Raw genomic sequence first — 25,254 nt, 5'->3', positions numbered from 1 at the left:
GCGTACCATTAATCCGTCAGTAATTAGCCCTTTTGGCCTTATGAAAACCCAAAATTCAGTTCCGACCAGCAAAGTTGCCCGCGCCAGCCAGTTTGTTAAAGCCGGTGTGAAAGTGGGCGGCAACTACATTAAGCACTACTCGAAACGGCTTGTCGACCCGACCATGACGAAAGACGAGTTGCATAGTGACAATGCCGCCGACATCTACGATGCACTCAGCGAACTGAAAGGGTCGGCCCTGAAAATGGCGCAGATGCTGAGTATGGACCGGGGTATGCTGCCCACGGCCTACAGCGATAAGTTTGCCATGTCGCAGTACTCGGCACCGCCCCTGTCGGGACCGTTGGTGGTGAAGACATTCCGCACTTATTTCGGCAAATCGCCCAACGATCTGTTCGATAAGTTCGACATAAACTCGGTCAATGCGGCGAGTATCGGGCAGGTGCATTCTGCCTGGAAAGACGGTAAGAAACTGGCCGTTAAAGTACAATATCCTGGTGTTGCCGACAGCGTGACGTCGGACCTGCGCATTGCCAAACCGCTTGCCGTCCGTTTACTGAACCTTGACGAGCGTCAGATCGACCGGTTTATGGGCGAGGTGGAAAGCAAACTGCTGGAAGAGACCGACTACGACCTTGAGCTAAAACGATCGGTCGAAATATCGGAAGCCTGCGCGCACATTCAGGGGCTGGTATTTCCGAAGTATTACCCCGAACTGTCGAGTAAGCGTATTCTGACGATGGACTGGCTCGACGGCCTGCACCTCAAAGAATTTCTGGCGACGAACCCGAGCCAGGAAGTGCGTAACCGGATTGGGCAACTGCTTTGGGATTTCTACGATCATCAGATTCATACCCTTCGCCAGGTGCATGCCGATCCGCACCCTGGTAACTTCCTGATGCGGGCCGACGGTACGATGGGCGTGATCGACTTTGGCTGCGTGAAGGTGATTCCTGACTATTACTACGATAACTATTTCCAGCTCATCAACCCCGACACGCTGAAAGATGAAGCCCTGACCCAGCAGATTTTCCAGAATCTGGAGTTTTTGGTGCCGCAGGATTCGCCCCGTGACCGGAAGTTTTTCTCCGATCTGTTCATGCAGATGATCGATATGCTGGGCGAGCCGTTTGCAGTTGATCGGTTCGATTTTGGCAATGATCAGTACTTCACAAAGGTCTACGATTTTGCCGATAAGCTGTCCAAAATGGACGAATTGCGCTCGTCGAAAGTCGTGCGCGGCTCGCAGGATGGACTGTACGTAAACCGTACGTATTACGGCCTCTACGCCATGCTGAACGAGCTGAAAGCCGAGGTTATCACCAACAAGCCCGAGTGGTTGAAACCGAAAGAAGTAGCTACCGTTTAGCTGAATTGACACCCCGGCGAAAGCCCGCTAATCCGTGATTGGCGGGCTTTTCTGCATAAACAGGTTAATTAGTACCTTTACGCCCTACTGAATAGCACATGAAAAAGACCCTCCTTCTCCAGATTGCATTGCTTTTGTCGAGTTTATACCCGGCTTTCTCGCAAACCAATCCAGCCAAAGGCTGGGTAAGCCTGTTTGATGGCAAGACGCTGACTGGCTGGAAAGCGGCCGAAAATCCAGGTACGTTCAGCGTGCAGGATGGTGCTATCGTTGTGGCTGGCCCACGCGCACACCTGTTCTACGAGGGACCGGTGAATAATCATAACTTCAAGAATTTTGAGTGGAAGGCGCAGGTCAAGACCACGGCTGGGTCAAACTCAGGCATGTTTATTCACACCGCGTATCAGGAAACGGGCTGGCCTGGCAAAGGCTATGAAATTCAGGTGAACCAGACCCATACCGACTGGCGAAAAACGGGTAGCGTGTATGGCAAACAGGATGTAAAAGAAACGTTTGTCAAAGACGACGAATGGTATACCGAACAGATCATTGTAAAAGGTAATCAGGTGACCGTTCTGATCAACGACAAGGTGATCAACTCGTACACCGAACCCGACACTATCAGCCAGGGAACGGGCACGCAGAAGTTGAGCAGCGGCACCATTGCCCTGCAGGGACACGACCCGAAAAGTAAAGTTTATTTCAAAGATATTCAGGTGCGCGTCTTGCCCGACTAGTGCTGCTGTCTACTGCCCACCACCGATGAAGCCTCGATTCGACGATATTTTTATGGAATTGGCCGTGAATCTGGCCAAACGGTCCCATTGCATCAAAGCGCAGGTAGGGGCCGTGCTGACCAAGGAAACGCGCATTATATCCATCGGCTATAACGGTCCGCCCGCCGGGACGCACAACTGCGACGACGAGTTTCCCGAAGTGGGCTGTCCCCGCGACTCGAAAGGGTCTTGTTCATTGGCGCTGCACGCCGAGCAAAACGCCATTCTATATGCCGCAAAAAACGGTTCAGACATCGAAGGGGCAACGATCTACGTAACGTTATCGCCCTGTATTGCCTGTGCCCGGATCATCTACAGCATGAAAATCAGCCGGGTCCTGTACCTGCATTCCTACGCCGAATACAAAGGCATTGGCTCCGATGAAGGCGTCGACTTTCTGACGAAGTTTGGTGTGGAAGTGGAACGATACGTACCTACATCGGGCTTTTTATTGCAAGATCAGGCGCGACCGCCTCAGGTTCCGCTGGCCAGTGCACGTCCTGCATGAATATACTTGCCCATGCCTGGCTGTCGGGGCGGAACGACGACTACCTGATCGGTAATTTCATCGGTGATTTCATCAAAGGTGACCCGACCGCTCCCCGGCACAGCCTACAGCCACTCGAAGTCGACGGCATCCGCATTCACCGGGCCATCGACGCGTTTACCGACGCGCATTCTGAGGTACAGGCGGTGCGTACGCTGCTATACCCGCGCTGCCACAAGTATGCGGGGGTAGCCGTCGACGTGTTTTTCGACCATTTTCTGGCAACTCAATTCAAAGAAGTCACCGGCGATAACCTGGATGAGTTTGTCGGGTACGTCTACCAACTGCTACGTACCCGCGCCGATCGCCTGCCGCCCCGCGCCGCCCGCATGGCCCACTACATGATGGAACAGGACTGGCTACGACACTATAAAACCACGGCGGGCATCGACCGGGCGCTGTTGGGGCTATCTCGACGTACCCAGTTCCCGTCGGGCCTGGACACGGCTGTTGAGGATTTAGTGATCCATTACGACACCATCAACCTGCATTTCCTGCGTTTCTGGCCGCAGTTGATGGCACACATTCGGCAAACGATAGCTGAACTCACGTAAGCGATCGCCAAACCAGACTGGCTACGCCCCGACCAGGCGTCTGCGTTGCGTGGCATCGTTGCCGGGAACGATTGCGTAAAAAAAAGGCAACCGCTTCTTGAATAAGTGATGAGATAAGGGTCTCTTTAACATCCAGTTCTCCAACTAAATGGAGTGGACGGCACACGTTGTGCCCGGCGTACTCGTCTTTTGCTTCCCGACAATACCATGAAGAAACGCGTAGGATTTACCCTTTTGGTCGTTGCCATGGCCTTCCGTGCCGCCGCAGAGCGGGCACCGGAGCTGCCAAAAATAAGTGCTCCGACTTTTAAGAAAGACACCCTGTCAATTAGCCGTTTTGGCGCAGTCGCCGATGGACTGACAGTGAATACGGCGGCTTTCACCAAAGCAATTGACCAGTGCAGCAAAGCGGGTGGCGGTGTGGTGCTGGTGCCGCGCGGTCTCTGGCTGACTGGCCCGATCATGTTGAAAAATAACGTTAACCTGCATCTGGCCAAAGGAGCACTGCTGCAGTTCAGCAACCAGCGAGACGCGTACCCGTTGGTGGCGACAACCTGGGAAGGGGAGGACGCTATTCGCAATCAGGCTCCTGTTTCGGGTGTCGACCTCGAAAATATCGCTATCACCGGCGAGGGTATTCTGGATGGAGCCGGTGATGCCTGGCGCATGGTGAAGAAAAGCAAACTTACGGCCGACCAGTGGAAAAAACTGGTTGCTTCGGGAGGCGTGCTAAATGACAAGCAGGATACCTGGTATCCATCGGCCCAATCGCTCAAGGGTGGTTCCATGACGGTTAAAGGCGGTCAGGACAAGGCGTACTACGAGGATATCAAGGATTTTCTGCGGCCAAACATGGTTAGCCTGACGCGCTGCAAACGTATTCTGCTGGAAGGTGTGACATTCCAGAACTCACCGGCCTGGTGTTTGCATCCGCTTCTCTGTCAAGATATTACGCTGCGGAACGTAACGGTCAAAAATCCCTGGTATGCCCAGAACGGCGACGGTCTGGACCTGGAGTCGTGCAAAAACGGACTGGTCGAAAATTGTCTGTTCGATGTCGGCGATGATGGTATTTGCATCAAGTCGGGGCGGGATGAGCAGGGGCGCAAGCGCGGCGTGCCCACCGAAAATATTATTGTTCGGAATTGCAAAGTGTACCATGCCCACGGTGGGTTTGTGATTGGCAGCGAGATGTCGGGTGGGGTGAAGAACCTGTTTGTATCGAACTGCACCTTTATGGGTACCGACGTTGGCCTGCGTTTCAAAACGGCGCGGGGCCGGGGCGGTATCGTGGAAAATGTCTTTATCGACGGCATCGACATGACGGATATAGCCGGTGAAGCCATTCTGTTCGATATGTATTATGCCGCCAAAGACCCGGTGCCGCAGCATGGAGAATCGAATGAACTGCCTGCCATTCCGGCGCAGCCACTATCGGAGGGTACACCGCAGTTCCGGTCGTTCGAGATTCGGAACGTGACCTGCAAAGGGGCCGAAACCGGCATCATGGTTCGGGGCCTTCCCGAAATGGCGGTGCGTGATATCCTGATCGAAAACGCGGTCTTGCAAAGTCGGAAGGGGCTCATCTGCATCGAAGCCGAGCGGATTCAATTGAAAAACGTAGCCCTGATCACGCCCGCCAAAACGGTAATGCAAATTCAGAACAGCCGGAACCTGACCTTCGATACCATTCGCTACAACGAGGGCACAGACCTGCTAATGTACATTTCCGGCGACCGGTCGAAAGACATAAAGCTACTGAATACCAATACGTCGCGTGCCAAAAAGGTAGCCGAAGCCAGCGCCGGTGCTCCCGGCAACGCGCTGACGATGAAGTGATCTGTTGGTGGTTGATTGGTTATTGCTTCGCGCTACCTTGCCCGGACGCTGAGCCTGTCGAAGTGCCCGACGCGCGAAGCAATAACCAATTAATTAATAGCCTCAACCATACTGCGCTGTGATGATTCGCGAATGACCATCCGGGTTGGTATCCTGATGATGCCGGGCTGAGGAATTTTCTGCTTGCCTTCGATCATGTTGAATAAATGCTCGGCGGCAAGCTGGCCGATTTCCATCGCAGGCTGTTCCACGGTGCTCATAGACGGTGACAGGAGATTAGCGACGGTAATGTTGGTGAATCCGATCAGCGAAACCTGTTCAGGAATGGCAATTTTACGTTTCCGAAGGGCTTCCAGACAACCCAGCGCCAGCCGGTCACTGGCGGCGAAAAAAGCGTCGGGTGCCAGTTGAAGCAACTCATCTACAATAGGACCGACTTCATCCTGCCCAAAGCCAGCGTACCTGACCAGGGATTCATCATACGGAATACCATATTGCTCAAGGGCGGCCCGATAGCCCGCGAGCCGTTCCTGGGTGATCGAGATATAAGGCGGAATGGTCAGATGGGCAATGCGCCGCCGACCGGTCTGAATCAGGTGTTCCGTAGCGGCGAATGCCCCGGCAAAATTATCGGCGGTGACACTCGGCGAATCCAGTTCTTTCGATACCCGATCGAACAGGACGATCGGGAGCTTCTTTTCCTGCAACTCGCGCAGATGCGATACGTCGGACGTGCTACTCGACAGGGAGATCAGCAACCCATCGGCTTTCCTGGCAACGGCCTGCTGTACCGTCAGAATTTCCCGCTCATACGACTCATGGGTTTGAAAAATAATGACGTGGTAGCCCCGATTGTAGGCCACAGCTTCGATCCCGTTGATCGTCTGCGAAAAGAAATTATTCGCGATTTGAGGCACAATGACCCCGATTACCCGGCTGCGGTTTTCTTTCAAGCTAAGCGCAATCGGATTGGGGCGGTAGTTGAGTCGCTCGGCATATTCGATCACCAGTCGCTTGGTTTCCGGATTGATCTCATAGCTGTCCCGTAGGGCCCGCGACACGGTCGATGTCGACAGATTCAGCGCACGGGCAATGTCTTTTATGGTGATGGTGTCCAAGAGCGTATATTGGTAAAGTACAACTATGTACTTGTTGACGAAGTTATGATTAAATAAGGATTAGCACCAGATCAACTACTCATTTTAAGCCGCCTACGGCCATTTTCAAAATCCGGTAACGTTCCCGATAACGTTTGCATGAATAAATTTCCCAAATAATTTCTATCTAAACTAATAACTGTCTAATCTTATCCGGTTGCCAGATTACTTGGTGCTGTTATGTGATTTTTTTATTTCTCCAAAAAAGACAATTTGTCTAATTCATATTATGTACGCTACAGCTCAGTTGAAACACTGGCTGTTTGCACCTACCGGCATAAGACTTGCAAACCAGTATGAATAGTCTCTCCAAGCAATCGCTCTCAACCTTCGAGTTCCGACCGGACATCAGCCTTCCCGCCGAATCACTCTTTGCCTTACCCGAACGGGTGCTTCAGTTTGGAACGGGCGTGCTGCTTCGGGGCCTGCCCGACTACCTGATCGACAAGGCTAACCGGCAGGGAATTTTCAACGGTCGTATTGTGGTGGTAAAATCGACCGATGGGGGAGACATGACCGCTTTTGCCCGGCAGGATAATCTGTACACGCTCTGCATTCGGGGGGTAGATAATCAACGGCTCGTTGAAGAAAACGTAGTATGCTCAGCCATCAGCCGGGTGCTGTCGGCCAAACACCACTGGAACGAGGTGTTGCGGGTAGCTACTAGCCCCGATTTGCAGCTTGTTATTTCCAACACCACCGAAGTGGGTATTCAACTGGTTCAGGACGATATTTTGCAGGGGCCGCCGGTATCGTTTCCGGGCAAGCTACTGGCCGTTTTATACGCCCGATACAACGCGTTTGCAGGCGATCCAACCAAAGGGCTGGTCATCGTTCCAACCGAACTGATCCCCGATAACGGCACCAAACTCAATGATATTCTGCTTGAACTAGCCCATATCAACGGCCTGGACGGGGCCTTCATCGACTGGCTCGAAACGGCCAATACCTGCTGTAACTCGCTGGTAGACCGCATTGTACCCGGCCGACCCGATCCTGCCACGCAACACGCCCTGACCGAAATGCTGGGTTACGAAGACGATCTGCTCACCATTTCGGAGTCGTACCGATTGTGGGCGATCGAGGGCGACGAGCAGGTAAAAAACGTATTGTCGTTCCATCAGGCCGACGACGGCATTATCATTCGACCCAACATTGATCAGTTCCGTGAGCTCAAACTGAGGCTGCTCAATGGCACCCATACGCTCAGTTGCGGCCTGGCGTTCCTGAGCGGCATGGACACCGTTCGTGAAGCGATGGAAGACGATGTGCTGTCTGCGTTCATGCAGAGCGTTATGCTGGCCGAACTGATTCCTGGTATTCCCTACTCGGTCGATGAGAAAGTAGCACAACGATTTGGCTTTCAAGTACTTGACCGGTTCAGAAATCCCTTTATCGAGCACCGGTGGCTGGCGATTACCATGCAGTATTCGGCCAAAATGCAGATGCGGAACGTACCTACGTTGCTCCATTATTACCGCCAACTGAACGTAACGCCGCGGTACGTGACCATCGGTTTTGCGGCCTATCTGCTGTTTATGCGGGCCACTCATCAGCAGGACGATACCTGGTATGGCGAACGCAACGGCGAAACGTACCCCATTTACGACGATCAGGCCAGCTATTTCGCCGGTTTGTGGGCACGCCTCACACCGCAGGAACTCACCACAACCGTACTCCAGAACACATCGCTCTGGGGACATGATTTAACCCAGTTACCGGGCTTTGCCGTTGTCGTTGCGAGCCATCTGACGCAACTCGTAGAACGCGGTGTACGGGCAACATTATCCGGCTATTTTACTACGGCTGAAGCCGTAACCGTATGAGCATGAATGTAGTAAAAATTCACCCCGACGATTCGGTCCTGGTTGCACTTGCCGACCTGGAACCGGGCGAACGGGTACCCAATAATGGAACGTACCTGGCCGTGACAGAAGCGATTCCGGCCAAACATAAACTGACAATCAATGAATTAGCACCCGGTGACCCGATCACAATGTATGGCGTGCTGGTTGGTAAAGCGAAGCAGGCGATTCAGGCGGGCGGGCGGCTGACGACGTTTAATGTCCAACACGCCACCAACAGCTACGACCTGGGCACCGAACCGGCAACCTGGACAGCCCCGGCTGTTGACCACTGGCGCGACCAGACGTTTATGGGCTATCACCGCTCCGACGGGCGGGTGGGCACGGCCAACTACTGGCTGGTGATTCCGCTGGTGTTCTGCGAAAACCGGAACATTCAGGTGCTGAAAGAAGCGCTCGTAACCGACCTGGGGTATGGTCAGCAACGTACCTGGCAAACCCAAACGCAGGAGCTGATGGCACTGGTACAGGCTGGCCGAACCGTGGAAGAGGTATTACAGGCCGATTTGCAGGCGGCTGAGCAGTCGTCGGGTACAAAGCAGCGCTTGTTCCCAAACGTAGATGGTGTGAAATTTCTGTCGCACGAAGGCGGGTGCGGTGGTACCCGGCAGGATGCCCAGGCCCTATGCGGACTGCTGGCGGGCTACATCACGCACCCCAACGTGGCGGGGGCCACGGTGTTGAGCCTTGGTTGTCAGAATGCGCAGGCGACCATGTTGCAGGAAGAGATTCTGAAACGGAGCCCAACCTTCGATAAGCCGTTGTACATGCTTGAGCAACAGGCGATTGGCACCGAAGAGGCGTTGCTCGGTCAGGCATTGCGGCAAACATTTGCCGGGCTAATGCAGGCCAATACGCTGGTTCGTCAGCCCGCGCCCCTGAGTAAACTGGTCATTGGCCTCGAATGCGGCGGCTCCGACGGCTTTTCGGGAATTTCGGCGAATCCAGCCGTTGGGCACGCGTCTGATCTGGTTGTTGCCCTCGGCGGCACCGTCATTTTATCCGAATTCCCTGAACTATGCGGCGTTGAACAGGAACTCTGCGACCGCTGTGTAGATACGGAAACCGCCCGCCGGTTCCGCGAGCTGATGAGCACCTACGCCCTACGCGCCAAAGAAGCGGGGTCAGGATTCGACATGAATCCGTCGCCGGGCAACATCCGCGACGGGCTGATCACCGACGCTATGAAGTCGGCGGGGGCGGCGAAAAAAGGCGGTACGGCCCCCATCGTCGATGTGCTCGATTACCCTGAACTCGTCACGAAGCCGGGACTGAACCTGCTTTGCACACCCGGTAACGACGTAGAATCAACTACGGCCGAGGTTGCTTCCGGGGCCACTGTGGTGCTGTTCACAACGGGCCTGGGCACCCCGACGGGCAATCCCATTGCGCCGGTTGTTAAGATCGCCAGTAACACGGCCCTGGCTCGCCGAATGCCCGACATTATCGACATCAATACCGGCAGTATCATCGATGGTGAAGAAACCATTCAGCAGGCCGGCGAGCGGATGTTGGCGTACATCATTGGCGTGGCAAGCGGCAAAACCGAGGTTGCCGCCGTTCGCCACGGTCAGGATGATTTCATACCCTGGAAACGGGGCGTTTCCTTATAAAAATGAAAGGGTGAACGTACTCTTTATAGCCGACCACGTAACGCGGACTTTAGTCCGCATGGCCGCTCAAAAATGCGGACTAAAGTCCGCGTTACGTGGTCGGCTATAAAGAGCACGTTCATTTATGTATTCTCTCACGCTTTACTGATGAAAAAGCTATTTCTAAACGATACCGACTTTTTGCTGCAAACCGGCACGGCTCAGCAACTGTATCATTCATTCGCTAAGTCGATGCCCATTATCGACTACCATTGCCACCTGCCACCTGATCAGATTGCCGATGATAAGCAATTTGGAAATCTGACGCAGGCCTGGCTTTACGGCGACCATTATAAGTGGCGGGCTATGCGCACAAACGGGATCAACGAGCGGTTCTGTACCGGCGATGCACCTGACTTCGACAAGTTTCAGAAGTGGGCCGAAACGGTGCCCTACACCCTTCGGAATCCACTTTACCATTGGACGCACCTGGAGTTACAACGGTATTTCGGCATCAATGAAACGCTGACTGGCCAGAATGCCCGGCGCATTTATGAGACCTGCACCGAGCAACTGCAATCACCAACGCACTCGGTTCGGAATCTGCTGCGCCAGATGAACGTAGAAACCGTTTGCACCACCGACGATCCGGCCGATTCGCTCGAACATCATCGGAAAATCGCGGATGAGCAGGCGGCTGGTTCCGACTTTACGATCAATGTGCTGCCCACGTTCCGGCCCGACAAGTCGATGGCGGTTGAGCACGCGGCTGAATTCAACAGGTACGTTGCCCGGCTGGAGGCAGCCGACAACTCGTCGATTACTACGTTCGATGACTTTCTGGGTACGTTGGCCCGGCGGCACGATTACTTTGCCGGGATGGGCTGCAAACTGTCGGACCACGGTCTGGAGCAGATCTATGCCGCCGACTACACCGAAGCCGCCGTTCGCGCCATCTTCGATAAAGTGCGCTCTGGCGTAGACTTGTCTGGTCAGGACGTGCTGACGTTCAAATCGGCGATGCTGGTGTATCTGGCCGAAATGGACTGGGAGAAAGGCTGGACGCAGCAATTTCACCTTGGCGCGCTCCGTAACAACAACAGCCGTATGCTGGCGCAACTTGGCCCCGACACGGGCTGGGACAGCATCGGCGATTTCTCGCAGGCCCGCGCGCTGGCTCGTTTCCTCAACCGGCTGGATACCAGCGATAAGCTCGCCAAAACGATCCTGTACAACCTCAATCCCGCCGACAACGAGATTATGGCCACGATGATCGGCAACTTCAACGATGGCTCGGTGGCAGGCAAAGTACAATTCGGCTCTGGCTGGTGGTTCCTCGACCAGAAAGAGGGTATGGAACGCCAGATGAATGCGCTGTCTAACATGGGCTTACTGAGCCGATTCGTGGGTATGTTGACCGACTCCCGTTCTTTTCTCTCGTATCCCCGCCATGAGTATTTCCGGCGTATTCTCTGCAACCTGTTTGGCAATGATATGGAGAACGGCGAACTGCCCGACGACATGGAATGGATCGGTGAGGTGGTTCAGAACATCTGCTACGGAAATGCCAAAACGTATTTTGGCTTCAGCAGCAAGCCACTGGCGGCGGTCGTATAAATCAGTTCTTTTGTGGTCATATATGACCACAAAAGGAAGCACCCTTTCCTCTAAACCCTCATGACCAAACCTCTGGGAAACTACCGCTGGACTATTGTAGCGTTGCTGTTCTTTGCTACGACCATCAACTACCTCGACCGGCAGGTGGTTGGCTTATTAAAACCAGCCCTCGAAAAAGATTTCCACTGGTCGGAGCTGGACTTCAGCCGGATTGTGCAGGTTTTCTCGGCGGCCTATGCCGTTGGTCTGCTTGTATTCGGGCGCGTCATTGACCGCATTGGTACCAAACTGGGCTACACCATCTCCATCGTTTTCTGGAGCATTGCCGCCATGCTCCACGGACTGGCTACCAGCACGACCGGGTTTATCTTCGCCCGAATTGGGCTGGGTTTAGGCGAAGCGGGTAACTTTCCGGCGGCGATCAAAACCGTTGCCGAGTGGTTTCCAAAGCGTGAGCGAGCGCTGGCAACGGGTATTTTCAACTCCGGGGCCAATATCGGTGCGGTGGTAGCACCCATTGCTGTCCCCTGGATATTAGGGCTTTATGGCTGGGAAATGGCTTTCATCGCCACGGGAGCTGTTGGCTTCGTCTGGCTGATCTTCTGGCATTTTACCTACGAAATTCCGGCCAAACAGGCCAAACTGTCAAAAGCAGAATTCGATTACATTCATAGCGATAACGAAACTACGCCCGACGACGAAGCCGACCACGGCAAGCCCGTTTCGTGGGCCAGGCTCCTGAGCGTTCGCCAAACGTGGGCATTCGTATTTGGCAAAATGTTGACCGATCCCATCTGGTGGTTTTTCCTGTTCTGGCTGCAAGACTACTTCGCCACGACCTTCCACCTGGATGTGAAAAAACCTAACCTGTATCTGGCCGTTCTCTACACCCTGGTGAGTATTGGTAGTATTGGCGGCGGCTACCTGTCGTCGTGGCTCATTGGTCGCGGCTGGACCGTTTGGCGCGCGCGGAAAACGGCGATGTTCATTTTCGCCGTTCTGGTTCTGCCTGTTATCGCCGTCCGTTTCGGGCCGGGCATCTGGGGAGCCGTTGCGCTCATCGGCCTGGCCGGTGCTGCTCACCAGGCCTGGAGCGCCAACATTTTTACCACGGCTTCCGATATGTTTCCCAAGCGGACCATCAGTTCCATTGTTGGGATTGGCAGCATGGCCGGTTCGATTGGCGGGATTATTTTTCCGGAAATCGTTGGCCGTATTCTGGATACCTACAAAAAAGCGGGCGACGCGCAGGGTGGGTATGGCATTATCTTCCTGATGTGCGGATCGGCCTACATGGTTGCCTGGGTTGTGATGCACCTGCTCACGCCAACCATGAAGCCGGTTAACCTGGGCGAACCCGAATCTGAGCCAGTAGCTTAAGGCTGAAATGTAGACAACGTACCCGTATCGGTGTAACCCCCAACCCCCTGAAGGGGGCTAAAGCTCCGCATCATTACGTGGCGGAGCTTTAGCCCCCTTCAGGGGGTTGGGGGTTACACCGATACGGGTTAGGGGGTACGCCGATACGGCATATTAGAATAATTATATTCAAAAAAGGGTATCGATGCTACCTCGTCTGAAACCCTATATTATATTTTCATGCGGATCATCTACGATTATTCCCATAGATCCGTTGAAAATTTCTTTTTGGCATCGTTCCCGGCAACGATTGCGTAAAAAAAGTCAATAGTATACTTGTTCCTTACTATTCAACGGGCAAATTTTAATACTGTCATAATCTACATTAACTGCATCATCAACTCTGATAAGTACAACTTGTCAGCATGTCTGTCAGTCACCTGTATCTATCCGTTGTCCGCGTAAAAGGCGGTTACACTTATTGCCTTATGAATAAAACCATACGATTACTGGTACTGCTGCTGGGAATTTTACCAGCGGCCTACGCTCAACAGACCCGTCAGATCACCGGTCAGATCAAAGACAATGCCACGGGCACCACTTTGCCGGGTGTTTCAGTCGTGCTGAAAGGAACATCCGTGGGGGCCACGTCTGATGCCGACGGGAAATATAGTATCCGTGTGCCCGATAAAAGTGATGTCAAACTGTCGTTCAGTTTCATCGGCTACGTGTCGCAGGAAGCCAGCGTAGGCAACCGAAACACGCTCGATATGTCGCTGGTAACCGATGAGAAAACGCTGAACGAAGTGGTGGTCATTGGCTATGAGGCCGTTAACCGCCGCGATGTGACGGGCTCGGTATCGTCGGTCAATAGTCGGCAGATTCGGGACGTACCCATTACCAACGCCGCCGAAGCAATTACCGGCCGCCTGGCGGGCGTGCAGGTAACTACGGCGGAGGGTGGACCGGGTGCCGATATCCGCATCCGGGTACGTGGCGGTAACTCCATCACGCAGGATAACTCACCAATTTATGTGGTCGACGGTATTCAGTTGGATAATGCCCTCAACACGATCAGCCCGCAGGATATTGCCAGCATCGACGTGCTGAAAGACGCCTCGGCTACCGCCATCTACGGCGCGCGTGGTGCCAACGGGGTTGTAATCATCACCACCAAATCGGGTAAGACAAACACCCGAACGACGGTTACCTACAACGGGTCGTTTGGTTTCCGCGAGAACCTGAAGCAACTGCCCGTTCTGAAGCCCTACGATTATGTGCTCTATCAGTACGAACGTACCCGGGGCAACGCCACCGACAGCTCGACCTTTGCCCGGCAGTTCGGCTCAACGTTCGATACACTGCAGGTCTACAAAAACTCGCCATTCATCGACTGGCAGGATAAAGTATTTGGTCGCCGGGCTGGTTATCAAAACCATAACGTGTCGATCAACGGTGGTAACCAGCAGACGAGCTACAACCTCAGCCTGACGAATAACAAAGAAGACGGGATTCAACTCGGCTCGGCCTTCACCCGGAACCTGGCCAACTTCAAACTTGATCATTCGGTGAACAGCAAGTTCAAAGTGGGCGTGGTCGTGCGCTACATCGATCAGCGCATCGACGGAGCCGGAACAACCACCAGCGGAACGGCCGGTACGAACCGCCTTCGTCAGAGTATTCAGTACCAGCCACTTGATCTGCCTACGCGCCCTGCATCGAACATTGACTTCGACGAAGATTACTACATCGCCACCCGCCTCACCAACCCCGTTACGCTGACCGATGCGGAATACCAGAAGCGGTTTACCAACGGCATTAACCTGAGTGGCTATGCCAGTTACGAGATTCTGCCCGGCCTTATATTCCGAACAACGGCAGGCTACAGCAACAACGTGGACCGCACCGATCAGTTCTACAGCAAGATCACGGGTACAGCCCGTAACTACGCCGGTTTGCCCGTGGCGATCATTCGTAACAGCACGGCCATCACCATCAATAACTCGAACGTGCTGACTTACCGGAAATCAGGTTTTGGCGGTGGTAAGCACGACATCGACGCGCTGCTCGGTCAGGAAACGTACGAAACCAACGGGCGGTCTGTTGGCCTGGAAACGCGCTACTTCCCGTCGGAAATTTCGCCTCTGAAAGCACTGGCCAATATGAACCTGGGCTCGCCGCCAACCGGTGCCATTCAGCCACAGCCAACCAGCAGCGAATACCAGAACCGGCTGCTGTCGTTCTTCGGCCGCCTGAACTACACCTACGATAAAAAGTACCTGGCCACGGTAACCTTCCGGGGTGATGGATCGACCAAGTTTGCGCCGGAGAGCCGGTGGGCGTACTTCCCATCGGGGTCACTGGCCTGGCGTTTCTCGCAGGAGGAGTTCATGAAGTCGCTGAAGTTTGTGGATGATGCCAAACTCCGGGTGAGCTACGGGGCCGCCGGTAACAACCGCATTGGTGATTACCTGTACGCCCAGCTTTATAATACGTCGGCGCAATATGCGTTGGGCGAATCGGTGCTGCCTGCGTTCTCGCCGGTATCGCTGGCCCAGCCAAACCTGACCTGGGAAACGACCTATTCGCGCAACATTGGTCTTGACCTGAGCTTGCTGGGTGGTCGGGTTCAATTCTCAGCCGACTACTACCAGAACACGACCAAGAACCTGCTCGTGAACCTGCCCATTCCGTCAACGTCGGGCTACACCACGCAGATCAGGAACGTGGGAGCCACCTCCAACCGGGGTCTTGAATTTCAGTTGAGCGGCACGGTGCTTCGCGCCGGTGATTTCAACTGGACGGCCAACGCCAACATCTCCTTCAACCGCAATCAGGTCGACGATCTGGGGCCTGTGTTGCAGCAAACCACCAATTCGGGCTGGCAGGGTAGCGATGGCGCCGATGACTACATCCTGAAAGTGGGCCAGCCCGTTGGGTTGATGTACGGTTTCGTAACCGATGACTTCTATAAAGTGGATGACTTCACCTACAACGCCACCACACGTACCTACACCCTGAAAGAAGGTGTGCCTGATGGAACCTCAATTTTTGGTGCGCCACAGCCGGGCACGATCAAGCTAAAAGACCTGAACGGCGATAACAAGATACGGCTGGAAGACGACCGTACCGTTATTGGTGATGCAAATCCGAAGCATATCGGCGGTATGAATAACCAGTTCAGCTACAAAGGTTTCGATGCCAGTATCTTCGTAAACTGGGTGTATGGCAACAGCGTATACAACGCCAACAAAATCGAATTTACGTCGGGCTATTACACCAACATCAACATGCTGGAGGTGATGAACAACCGCTGGCGGACGATTGACGACAAAGGCGTTGTGGTGAAAGATCCGGCTGCATTGGCCGCCCTGAACGCCAACGCGCAAATCTGGCAGCCGATCACCAACAACCGGCCTTACCTGCACTCGTGGGCCGTTGAAGACGGGTCGTTCCTGCGCATCAACAACGTGACGCTCGGCTATTCGCTGCCGAAAGAGATCGTTCGTCGGGCGAAGGTTCAGAATGCCCGCTTCTACGCGACCGTCAACAACCTGGCTACGCTGACCGGCTATTCGGGATTCGACCCGGAAGTAAATGCCCGCCGGTTTAACCCGCTCACCCCGGGCGTTGATTTTGCGGCCTACCCCCGCGCCCGGACGTTTGTTTTTGGTGTTAACCTTACTTTCTAAAAATCTGCCAATAAGATTTTGATTTGACATGAAAATCAACCGATTATATAAAATTCTTATAGGGACTACGTTGTTTTGCTCGTCGCTGACGGCCTGCAAAAGCTACCTGGACCTGGAGCCCATTTCAGAGTTCGACAACCAGGCCGTTTTCTCGAATGTCAGCAATGCCACGCTGGCCGTTCTGGGGGCGTATGACCTGCTCTCGGGCGATAACACCTACGGTATTCGCATCAGCCTGTACTATCCCTACGATTCAGACGAAATGATGGTAAGCGGGGCGGTCGACAATGGCCGTCGCGGTATCGGGCGGTACAATGCGCTGGCGGGGAACACTGAAATTGCCAACCCCTGGAACAACCTGTATCAGGGCATCGAACGGGCCAACCTCTGCATCGACCAGATTCCGAAGATGGATCTGTACAAAACGGGTTCGGCGGCTGACCAGAAAGAACTGCGTCGGTTACACGGCGAAGCGCTCACCCTGCGGGCGCAGTATTACCTGGAACTGATTCGGAACTGGGGCGACGTACCTGCGCCGATGATTCCTGCTTATCAGCAAACCAACCTGTTCATAGAGAAAGAAGACCGCGACAAAGTATACGAGCAACTGATTGCTGATCTGAAAGTAGCGGCCGACCTGCTACCCTGGCGCACGGATGCCGGTGCCCGCAACGAACGCATTACGAAGGGAGCCGCTAAAGCCCTGCGCGCCCGCCTGGCCCTGTATCGGGGTGGCTACTCGCTCCGCCGTGAAAGTAAGGTGATGGAACGCCGCGCCGACTACGCTACCTATTACCAGATTGCCCGCGACGAAACCAACGACCTGATGCAACGCCGGGATCAGCACACGCTGAACACCGACTACGTAGCCCTGTTCAAAACGTATGTGAATGGCCTGGCGCCCGACCCTGCTGCCGAAATCATGTTTGAAGTAGGATCGGCCGGTGGTAGTGCCCAGTCGGATAGCAAACTGGGTTATTACAACGGCCCACGTCTGGATGCCGCCTCGCGCTACGGACAGGGCGGCGGCGGTATCAACCCGTTGCCAACCTATTTCTACGCGTTCGACTCAACCGACGTTCGGCGCGACGTGACGATTACGATTTACCAGGTGCTGGCTACCAACCTGAAAAGCCCACAGCGGTTGACCACCATCACCGACGGTAAATTCCGGCGCGACTGGCGGAACCCGATCCTGTCGGGTACGTCGCAGAACCTGGGTTACAACTGGCCGCTTATTCGCTTTTCGGATGTGTTGCTAATGTTTGCCGAAGCAGAAAACGAGTTGAAAGGTGGCCCAACGGCTCAGGCTATTGCGGCGTTTGAAGAAGTTCGGAAACGCGGTTATGCGGCAAAAACAGCCCTGATCGGTACGACACCCACCACGAAAGATGCGTTTTTCAACGCCATTGTAAACGAGCGGTTGCTGGAATTCGGGGGCGAAGGCATCCGTAAATACGACCTTATTCGCTGGAATCTGCTGAACACGAAGATTGTGGAAGCGCGCGCTAACCTGACCGATATGCAGGCGGCAAAGGGCAAATACGCCAACGTACCTCAGTACCTGTTCTGGAAAAATAACGGCGAAGAAATCCAGTTCCTGAATTCGTTCTACAAGGCAAACACAAGCACAGCCAACATAGCCGGCTGGACCCGGCTCGACTGGCGGCAGAATATTACGGCGACCTACATTACCTCGGTGGCGCAGTATTTCACGCCGAACAAAAGCGAGTTATTGCCCATTAACCAGTCGGCCCTGGACGCCAATCCAAAGCTGAAGCAGGACTACGGCTACTAAGCAACAGGCGTTGAACTGGCGCTATAGGCTTCGCGAGTCGTGCCCTTCGACTAGGCGTCCCCGACAGGCTCAGGGTGACAAGAAATTCAGGTACGTCCATGATGACCTTGAGTGGGATTGTCACCCTGAGCCTGTCGGGGACGCCTAGTCGAAGGGCACGACTCGCGAAGCCTGGGAAGCCAAGCTTCCCTCGTAACCGACGTGCTGCTTTCCCATCGAATAGCCGGATAAATACACTCACCTACAACTCTCTTCTATGCGCTACAAAGCAGGCCTGACAGTATTCGTAATGGCCAGCCTTCCGCTAGTCAATGCGGTGATGGGCGTTACCTTAGCTGCCTGTAAATCGGTGGCTTTACCTGCCGCACAAGCGCAGCTTGCCGAGGTAATTGTTGACTCAACCGCCGAGCGGATGCTGCTGTATCAACGCAATAACGGCGGCTGGCCGCAACCGGGCGGTAACGCCATCAAGTATGAGCTTGTGCTGACACCGGTGCAGACGAAAAAGCTGCTGGCCGACAAAGACAAGCTCGACACGACGATCGACGACAAGGCAACCACGCGCGAGATCAACTACCTGGTTGAGGCATACGGCAAAACCCGGAATGAAGCCTACCGAAAGGCGGCCGAGCAGGGCATAACGTACCTGCTTCAGGCACAGAATGCGAAAGGCGGCTGGGGACAGTTTTACCCCGATTCGAGTTCGTATCGCAAACAGATCACCTATAATGACAACGCGATGATCGATGTGATGTGGGTGATGAAGCGAACCGCCGAAAAGGCAAACTCCTTTGCGCTGCTGGATAAATCGCTGGCCCCCAAAGCCCAGCAGGCCGTTGACAAAGGCATTGAGTGCATTCTGAATTCACAGTATATCCAGCACGGAAAACGAACGGCCTGGTGCGCTCAGCACGACCGCATTACCCTACAGCCAGCAAACGCCCGCGCCTTTGAACTGGCTTCGCTCAGCGGGAGCGAAAGTGTGGGCATCACCGAGTTCCTGATGACGATACCAAACCCGTCTGACCGGGTCAAGCAGGCAATCCAGGCGGCGGTGACCTGGCTCGATTCGGTGAAGTTGACGGGTATCAATACAAAAACGATTCAGGACGCGAGCCAGAAATCAGGGAAGGATGTTGTGGTGGTTCAGGAGCCGGGCGCCGTTAAGTGGGCGCGTTTCTACGAACTTGACACCAACAAACCGTTCTTTTGCGGGCGTGATGGGGTAAAGAAATACAGCCTCGATCAGATCGAAAACGAACGTCGGGTGGGGTACGGCTGGTACGGCACCTGGCCCGCCAAACTCATCGCCAGCGACTATCCGGCCTGGCAGGCTAAATGGATGAAATAAGTGAGACGAAGCGGCCAATCAACCATGTTCAACAGTTGTAGAGTAGTAGATGTATTAGTTCTGAAACTGTGGTTTTGTCTGGCATTGTTGCCAGGTACGTTGCTGGCCCAGAAGCAGCGGATCACGGTGGCGCAGGATGGCAGCGGCGACTTCTCCACGGTCCAGGCTGCGCTCAATACGGTGCCCGCCAACAATAGCAACCGAATATTGATTCTCATCAAGAAAGGCACGTATAAGGAAAAGCTCCGGCTCGATTCGACGCAGCATATGGTGACCATCATTGGCGAAGACAAATCGACTACCGTGCTCACCTATGATGATTTTTCGGGAAAAACCATGCCCGATGGCACTAAACTCCGTACCTCGACATCGGGGTCTTTCTACATCTTCGGCAACGACTTCCGGGCCGAAAACATAACCTTCGAAAACACCGCCGGGCGTGTAGGGCAGGCCGTAGCTGCGTTCGTTACCGGCGACCGGGCGGTGTTCGTCAACTGCCGTTTTCTGGGCAATCAGGATACGCTCTACACCGGGATGCCCGGCCAGTATGGGCGGCAGTATTACAGGGATTGCTACATCGAAGGCACGGTCGACTTCATTTTCGGCTCAGCCACGGCGGTGTTCGATCACTGCACGATATTCAGCAAGAAAAACGGGTCGTATATCACGGCTGCCTCCACGCCTGAGGGCAAGCCGTTTGGGTATGTCTTTCTGGAGTGCACCTTGACCAGTGACGCGCCCAAAGCCAGCACGTACCTGGGCCGACCCTGGCGCGATTTCGCTAAAACGGCCTTCATCAACTGCCAGTTGGGCGAACACATCCGGCCCGAAGGCTGGCATAACTGGGATAAGCCCAACGCCGAGAAAACGACGTTATATGCCGAATACAGGTCGTCGGGGCCGGGCGGCGATGCCAGTCAGCGCGTGGCGTGGTCGAAGCAGTTGAGCCGCGATGAGGTTAGTTCGTACAAACCCGGTGTTATTCTGGCTGGAACCGATAACTGGAAACCAAATCTGAAAACCACGAAAGTTGCCTTCTGACGAAAGCACCAATCACCGTTTACGTTAATTGAAACAGCCATGATCCATCACCCTCTTTCCCGGTTCTGCGCCGCGCTTTGCCTACTGATATTGGTGGCGTTTACCCCCTTACCCGGCCACATTACGGTCTACCTGATCGGCGATTCTACGATGTCGATCAAGCAGGTGAAGGCTTACCCAGAAACGGGCTGGGGCATGCCCTTCGCCACGTTTTTCGACGAAAGCGTAACGGTCGATAACCGCGCGATGAATGGACGGAGCACGAGATCGTTCATCGAAGAAAACCGGTGGCAACCCGTGGCCGATCAACTGCACGAAGGCGACTACGTGTTTATTCAGTTCGGCCATAACGATGAGGTGAAAACAAAGAAGACCTACACCACAGAGGCCGACTACCGGACCAACCTGATTCGATTCATTACCGAAAGCCGGGCCAGAAAGGCGATTCCCATCTTGCTGACGCCCGTTGCCCGCCGCCAGTTCGACGAGGCGGGTAAGGTGCAGGAGACCCACGCGGTCTATTCTGAACTGGTGCGGGCGGTGGCCAATGAGTACAAAACACCACTTATCGACTTAGATAGGCAAAGTCAGGAATTGTTGCAACGTTTTGGCGTCGAAAATTCGAAGCTACTTTACCTCCAGGTTGAACCCGGTGAACATCCGAATTACCCTGAAGGCAAAGTAGACAACACGCATTTCAACGAACTCGGAGCCCGTAAGGTGGCGCAACTGGTGCTGGCCACTATCAAGTCGCTAAAACTCGAACTGGCCGACCGGATTGTGAAGAAAGACGTAAAGTGATTAGCTTAATGTAGTCTCGGGTTGGGGGTAAAACGGAAGGAAATCTGAGACATTAAGCGACTACTTACAAACGCATAAAACCAGTCATTATCAATGAGAAAGTTGAGTCGTCTGTTCTGGTTAGTGAGCCTCTGCTGCTGTGGAACAACTGCTTTTTCTCAGTCGGTGAACGGCCTGACCGGTAAGCGGGATACCTCGTTTACGACCTGGGGTTCGTACCAGAAAATAAAAGGTAGATTTCCCGATGTCCGCTTCGTTTCCACAACGCTGCCTGCCGGTGTAACGGCCAGAATGGACCTTGTCTATTGCCGACAGAATGGCCGCGAATTGCATCTGGACGCGTTTTATCCTACAAAAACAACCAGTCGTCAGCTACGGCCAGCCGTGTTGCTTATTCACGGTGGCGGGTGGCGTTCGGGCGACCGGTCGCAGCATGTTCCGATGGCGCAGCAGTTGGCCGCGGCTGGGTACGTTGCCGTAACGGCCGAATATCGGCTATCTACGGAGGCGCAGTATCCGGCGGCCGTGCATGACCTGAAAGCGGCCATTCGGTGGCTGCGTGCCAATGCCCGTCAGTACGCCATTGACACCAATCGAATAGCGACGCTTGGTTTTTCGGCGGGCGGGCAACTCGCGGCGTTGCTGGGTGCTTCGGGCAACGTACCTGCGCTGGAAGGAACCGACTGTAATCAGCGCCATTCCACGGCAGTGCAGGCAGTTGTGGACATGGATGGGCTGCTCGCCTTCGATCATCCTGAGTCAGGCGAGGGCGATGATAGCAAATCGACATCGGCGGCGACGTACTGGTTTGGTGGTCCGAAAGCGCAGACGCTGGCCTTATGGCACGAAGCGTCGGCGCTGACGTATGCGAAGCAACAAACCGCGCCAATCCTGTTCATCAACAGTTCGGTAGATCGTATGCATGCCGGACGCGACGACCTGCGCCGGGAGCTAACCGCCCGAGGTATTTATTCGGAGGTACACACATTCCCCGACGCGCCGCACGTATTTTGCCTGTTTCATCCCTGGTTCGAACCGACGATGGCCTACACCATTACCTTTTTGAACAAGGTATTAAAAGCAAAAAGCTGATCCGCCCGGATTCGGCAAACTGACGCTATTTTCTTTCTTTTTCCACTACGTATACAATGATGCTTAAAACCCGCCTTTTAGTTAGTTTGCTGTTTGTCAGCCAGTTTGTACTGGCCCAGTCCAAGCAGCCACAACCCTGGTCGCAGCGTATGCTGGCCACGATCATGACCAACAACCCCGATTCGCTGGCCTATGTGAAAGAAGGGAAAGACGCTCGCTGGGAGTATGAAATGGGCGTTATTCTGGAGGCCACCAAACAGGTCTGGTACCGCACGTCCGATGATCGGTATTTCAATTACATCCAGAAAAATATGGACAGGTACGTGTCTGCCGATGGGGATATACGTACCTACAAAAAGAGCAACTTCAACATCGACTACATCACGCCGGGCCGGTCGTTGCTGCTGCTGGCGCAGCAAACCTTACCGGGTAAAGAAAAGTACAAAAAAGCGGCCGACATGCTCAGGCAGCAACTAGCCGAGCATCCGCGGACGAAGGAAGGCGGCTTCTGGCATAAGAAGATTTACCCCAACCAGATGTGGCTCGATGGGCTGTACATGGCCGAGCCGTTCTACGCCGAATACACCCGGTTGTATGGCGGGGCCAATGAAGAACGCGATTTCAACGACATCGTGAATCAGTTTGTCTGGATGGAGGCGCACGGCCGTGACCCGAAAACGGGCTTGCTCTATCACGGTTGGGATGAAAGTCGCGAGCAGAAGTGGGCCAATAAAGAAACGGGTCAGTCGCCCAATTTCTGGAGCCGGGCAATGGGTTGGTACGCGATGGCCCTCGTTGATGTATTGGATTACATGCCGCCGACGTACCCACGCCGGGCCGAACTGATCGCCATTCTGAACCGCACGATGCCCGCCATTGTAAAATTCCAGGACCCCGCCTCGGGCTGCTGGTATCAGGTGACTAATCGCCTCGGTGATAAGGGAAACTACCTCGAAGCGTCGGGTACGGGCATGTTCGTCTACGCACTTGCCAAGGGTGTACGCATGGGCTACCTGCCTGCGTCGATGATGGTGCCGGCCCGGAAAGGCTACGACGGCATGCTGAAGCAATTCATATCGACCGACGAGAAAGGCCTGATTCACCTCGAAAAAACGGTGCTTGTCAGCGGCCTCGGCGGTACGCCATACCGCGACGGTAGCTACGAGTATTACCTGAGCGAAAAGCTTCGGCAGGACGATCTGAAGGGCGTTGGCCCCTTCATCATGGCCAGCGTGGAAATGGAGATTGCCCAGGAAAACAGCCTCGGAAAAGGCAAAACGGTGGCGGTCGATAACTACTTCAACCATGAGTTTCGCAAGGGTGCATTGGGCGAGCAGGAGCCTTTTCACTACCTCTGGGACGATAAAATGCACTCCGGTTTTTACTGGTGGGGAACGGCTTTCCGCAACCTGGGGGCCAAAACAACGACCATTGCGGCCGCGCCAACCGCCGCAAATTTGAAAGGGGTAGACGTCTACATTATCGTTGACCCGGATACGCAGAAAGAAACAGCGAAGCCAAATTTCGTCAGTGAAGCCGACAGCAAAGCCATTGCCGATTGGGTGAAAGCGGGCGGAACGCTGGTGTTGATGGCGAATGACACGGCCAACTGCGAACATCGGCATTTTAATCAGTTGGCGGCTCAGTTCGGTATGCAGTTTTTGCCCGCCAATATCAACATGGTGCAGGGGACCAAATGGGAGCAGGGCCTGGTCAACATTCCGGCAGGTACGTCGCTGTTTCCCGAAACCCGCTCGGTTTACATCAAAGAACTGTCGCCTATCGCCGTGTCTGGTCCTGCCAGAGCCGTGGTGTCGAACGCAGGGAACGTGATCATGGCGACGGCCAAGGTCGGCAAAGGAACCGTCTTTGCGGTGGGCGATCCCTGGCTCTACAACGAATACGTAGATGGCCGCCGGATTCCGGCCCAGTACGAAAACTACAAAGCAGCGAAAGAGCTGGCTGGCTGGTTGTTGAGTGGGAAGAAGTAGGTAACACGGACTTCAGTCCGTTTTTGTCTCTACAGAAACGGACTGAAGTCCGTGTTACAGTGGCGTTACCCGGATGTTTTTCTGCTCGATGCGGGACAGTTCGGGTAACTGGTTGGCTTCGTAACGTTTGTCATACGTACCTACCGAGGTTGTGTCTTTATCGTCGCCTTTGTAGTTGATGTAATCCTGAAAGCGAATGCCGCCCACGGTTTGCGGGTTGATGGCTTTGCGGAAACGGGGGCCACCTTCGCTGTAGGCCAGGTAGTCCATCGTGTGCGTTTGCTGATTGAACCAGTAAACGAACGTGTCGCCGTGGTCTTTGCCGCCACCGTCGGCCTTGAAACGTACCTGAACCTTATCGTAACGTTGCCCGCCAATCTGACTCTCGCCGACATACTCGGCCAGTACGGCGGGGTCGCGTAGTTTGAATGGCAACAGGACAAAATAGGCCACTGAGTTGACTGCCCGGCTGTATTTACCGATCTGGGCGGTGTCCAGCGTTTGAGGCTTGTTGTTCAGAAAGCGGGCAAACGAATCGTTGGTCAGCACCTCGCGGATGCGCACACCGGCCGAGTCACTGTGGGTACGTTCGTAGGTGAAGCGGCCGCCCTGTTGTTTAAGCGTCAGGTGAAACTGCCGAAAATCGAATTCGATGCGCTTGTTCTGCCAGGCATCGCCCCCGTGCGCCTCAATGGCTTCATCAATAATAGTTTGGGCGTTTTTGGTTGGCTTGCAGGCGCCAAACAGCAGCAGAGTCAGCACTGCAACGAGTAGATAACGAGTTGCGTGAACAGGCATAGATGAAATAGAAAA

18 protein-coding genes are annotated in these 25,254 nt (G+C 54.3%); 16 read left to right on the top strand and 2 right to left on the bottom strand.

Going from position 1 to position 25,254, the window contains the following annotated elements; translation table 11 throughout:
* Positions 1–40 precede the first annotated feature (40 nt).
* The 5 genes from ACFE8Q_RS05895 (at position 41) to ACFE8Q_RS05875 (ending at position 5,085) form a co-directional block, all read left to right on the top strand.
* Complete coding sequence (locus ACFE8Q_RS05895) at positions 41–1,369, top strand: ABC1 kinase family protein (RefSeq protein WP_375444443.1); 1,329 nt, start codon at positions 41–43, stop codon at positions 1,367–1,369.
* 98 nt (positions 1,370–1,467) lie between these two features.
* Positions 1,468–2,106, top strand: coding sequence for a DUF1080 domain-containing protein (locus tag ACFE8Q_RS05890; protein ID WP_375444442.1), 639 nt, complete (start codon positions 1,468–1,470; stop codon positions 2,104–2,106).
* A 25-nt stretch (positions 2,107–2,131) separates the two neighbouring features.
* Positions 2,132–2,653 carry a cytidine/deoxycytidylate deaminase family protein gene (locus ACFE8Q_RS05885; protein ID WP_375444441.1) on the top strand — a complete coding sequence of 174 codons (522 nt, stop codon included), beginning with the start codon at positions 2,132–2,134 and terminating at the stop codon, positions 2,651–2,653.
* A complete protein-coding gene (locus ACFE8Q_RS05880; RefSeq protein ID WP_375444440.1) occupies positions 2,650–3,246 on the top strand; it encodes an ACP phosphodiesterase in 597 nt (198 codons plus the stop codon). Before ACFE8Q_RS05885 ends, ACFE8Q_RS05880 begins: the two co-directional genes overlap by 4 nt.
* Before the next feature lie 207 nt (positions 3,247–3,453).
* Positions 3,454–5,085, top strand: coding sequence for a glycoside hydrolase family 28 protein (locus tag ACFE8Q_RS05875; protein ID WP_375444439.1), 1,632 nt, complete (start codon positions 3,454–3,456; stop codon positions 5,083–5,085).
* An 89-nt stretch (positions 5,086–5,174) separates the two neighbouring features.
* On the opposite strand, the gene ACFE8Q_RS05870 is transcribed toward ACFE8Q_RS05875, so the two are convergent.
* On the bottom strand, positions 5,175–6,203 hold the full coding sequence (locus tag ACFE8Q_RS05870; protein ID WP_375444438.1) for a LacI family DNA-binding transcriptional regulator: 1,029 nt from the start codon (positions 6,201–6,203) through the stop codon (positions 5,175–5,177).
* 335 nt (positions 6,204–6,538) lie between these two features.
* On the opposite strand from ACFE8Q_RS05870, the gene ACFE8Q_RS05865 reads away from it, so the two are divergent.
* From ACFE8Q_RS05865 to ACFE8Q_RS05815, 11 genes are all read left to right on the top strand, one after another.
* Positions 6,539–8,068 carry a tagaturonate reductase gene (locus tag ACFE8Q_RS05865; RefSeq protein ID WP_375444437.1) on the top strand — a complete coding sequence of 510 codons (1,530 nt, stop codon included), beginning with the start codon at positions 6,539–6,541 and terminating at the stop codon, positions 8,066–8,068.
* Positions 8,065–9,720, top strand: coding sequence for a UxaA family hydrolase (locus ACFE8Q_RS05860; RefSeq protein WP_375444436.1), 1,656 nt, complete (start codon positions 8,065–8,067; stop codon positions 9,718–9,720). Before ACFE8Q_RS05865 ends, ACFE8Q_RS05860 begins: the two co-directional genes overlap by 4 nt.
* Before the next feature lie 147 nt (positions 9,721–9,867).
* Positions 9,868–11,316: a glucuronate isomerase gene (gene uxaC / locus ACFE8Q_RS05855; RefSeq protein WP_375444435.1), complete on the top strand. Its 1,449-nt coding sequence runs from the start codon at positions 9,868–9,870 to the stop codon at positions 11,314–11,316.
* A gap of 60 nt (positions 11,317–11,376) precedes the next feature.
* On the top strand, positions 11,377–12,696 hold the full coding sequence (locus ACFE8Q_RS05850; protein WP_375444434.1) for an MFS transporter: 1,320 nt from the start codon (positions 11,377–11,379) through the stop codon (positions 12,694–12,696).
* A 467-nt stretch (positions 12,697–13,163) separates the two neighbouring features.
* Positions 13,164–16,367 carry a SusC/RagA family TonB-linked outer membrane protein gene (locus tag ACFE8Q_RS05845; RefSeq protein ID WP_375444433.1) on the top strand — a complete coding sequence of 1,068 codons (3,204 nt, stop codon included), beginning with the start codon at positions 13,164–13,166 and terminating at the stop codon, positions 16,365–16,367.
* Between the two features lie 28 nt (positions 16,368–16,395).
* A complete protein-coding gene (locus ACFE8Q_RS05840; RefSeq protein WP_375444432.1) occupies positions 16,396–18,165 on the top strand; it encodes a RagB/SusD family nutrient uptake outer membrane protein in 1,770 nt (589 codons plus the stop codon).
* 256 nt (positions 18,166–18,421) lie between these two features.
* Positions 18,422–19,516, top strand: a complete 1,095-nt coding sequence (gene pelA / locus ACFE8Q_RS05835; RefSeq protein ID WP_375444431.1) for a pectate lyase — start codon at positions 18,422–18,424, stop codon at positions 19,514–19,516.
* 24 nt (positions 19,517–19,540) lie between these two features.
* A complete protein-coding gene (locus ACFE8Q_RS05830) occupies positions 19,541–20,557 on the top strand; it encodes a pectinesterase family protein (RefSeq protein ID WP_375444430.1) in 1,017 nt (338 codons plus the stop codon).
* Between the two features lie 39 nt (positions 20,558–20,596).
* The gene (locus ACFE8Q_RS05825) at positions 20,597–21,358 is read left to right on the top strand and encodes a rhamnogalacturonan acetylesterase (protein WP_375444429.1); all 762 of its coding nucleotides are present in this window, start codon (positions 20,597–20,599) and stop codon (positions 21,356–21,358) included.
* Positions 21,359–21,451: 93 nt separating this feature from the next.
* The gene (locus tag ACFE8Q_RS05820; protein ID WP_375444428.1) at positions 21,452–22,450 is read left to right on the top strand and encodes an alpha/beta hydrolase fold domain-containing protein; all 999 of its coding nucleotides are present in this window, start codon (positions 21,452–21,454) and stop codon (positions 22,448–22,450) included.
* A 59-nt stretch (positions 22,451–22,509) separates the two neighbouring features.
* Complete coding sequence (locus tag ACFE8Q_RS05815) at positions 22,510–24,441, top strand: glycoside hydrolase family 88 protein (RefSeq protein WP_375445138.1); 1,932 nt, start codon at positions 22,510–22,512, stop codon at positions 24,439–24,441.
* Between the two features lie 54 nt (positions 24,442–24,495).
* Here ACFE8Q_RS05815 and ACFE8Q_RS05810 read toward each other — a convergent pair whose 3' ends face one another.
* A complete protein-coding gene (locus ACFE8Q_RS05810; protein ID WP_375444427.1) occupies positions 24,496–25,239 on the bottom strand; it encodes a DUF6503 family protein in 744 nt (247 codons plus the stop codon).
* Between the last annotated feature and the right edge of the window lie 15 nt (positions 25,240–25,254).

The organism is uncultured Fibrella sp., assembly GCF_964250085.1.
GTDB lineage: Bacteria > Bacteroidota > Bacteroidia > Cytophagales > Spirosomataceae > Fibrella.
Note: the sequence above shows the minus strand (reverse complement) of the source record. Positions and strands in the feature narration are given on the sequence as shown.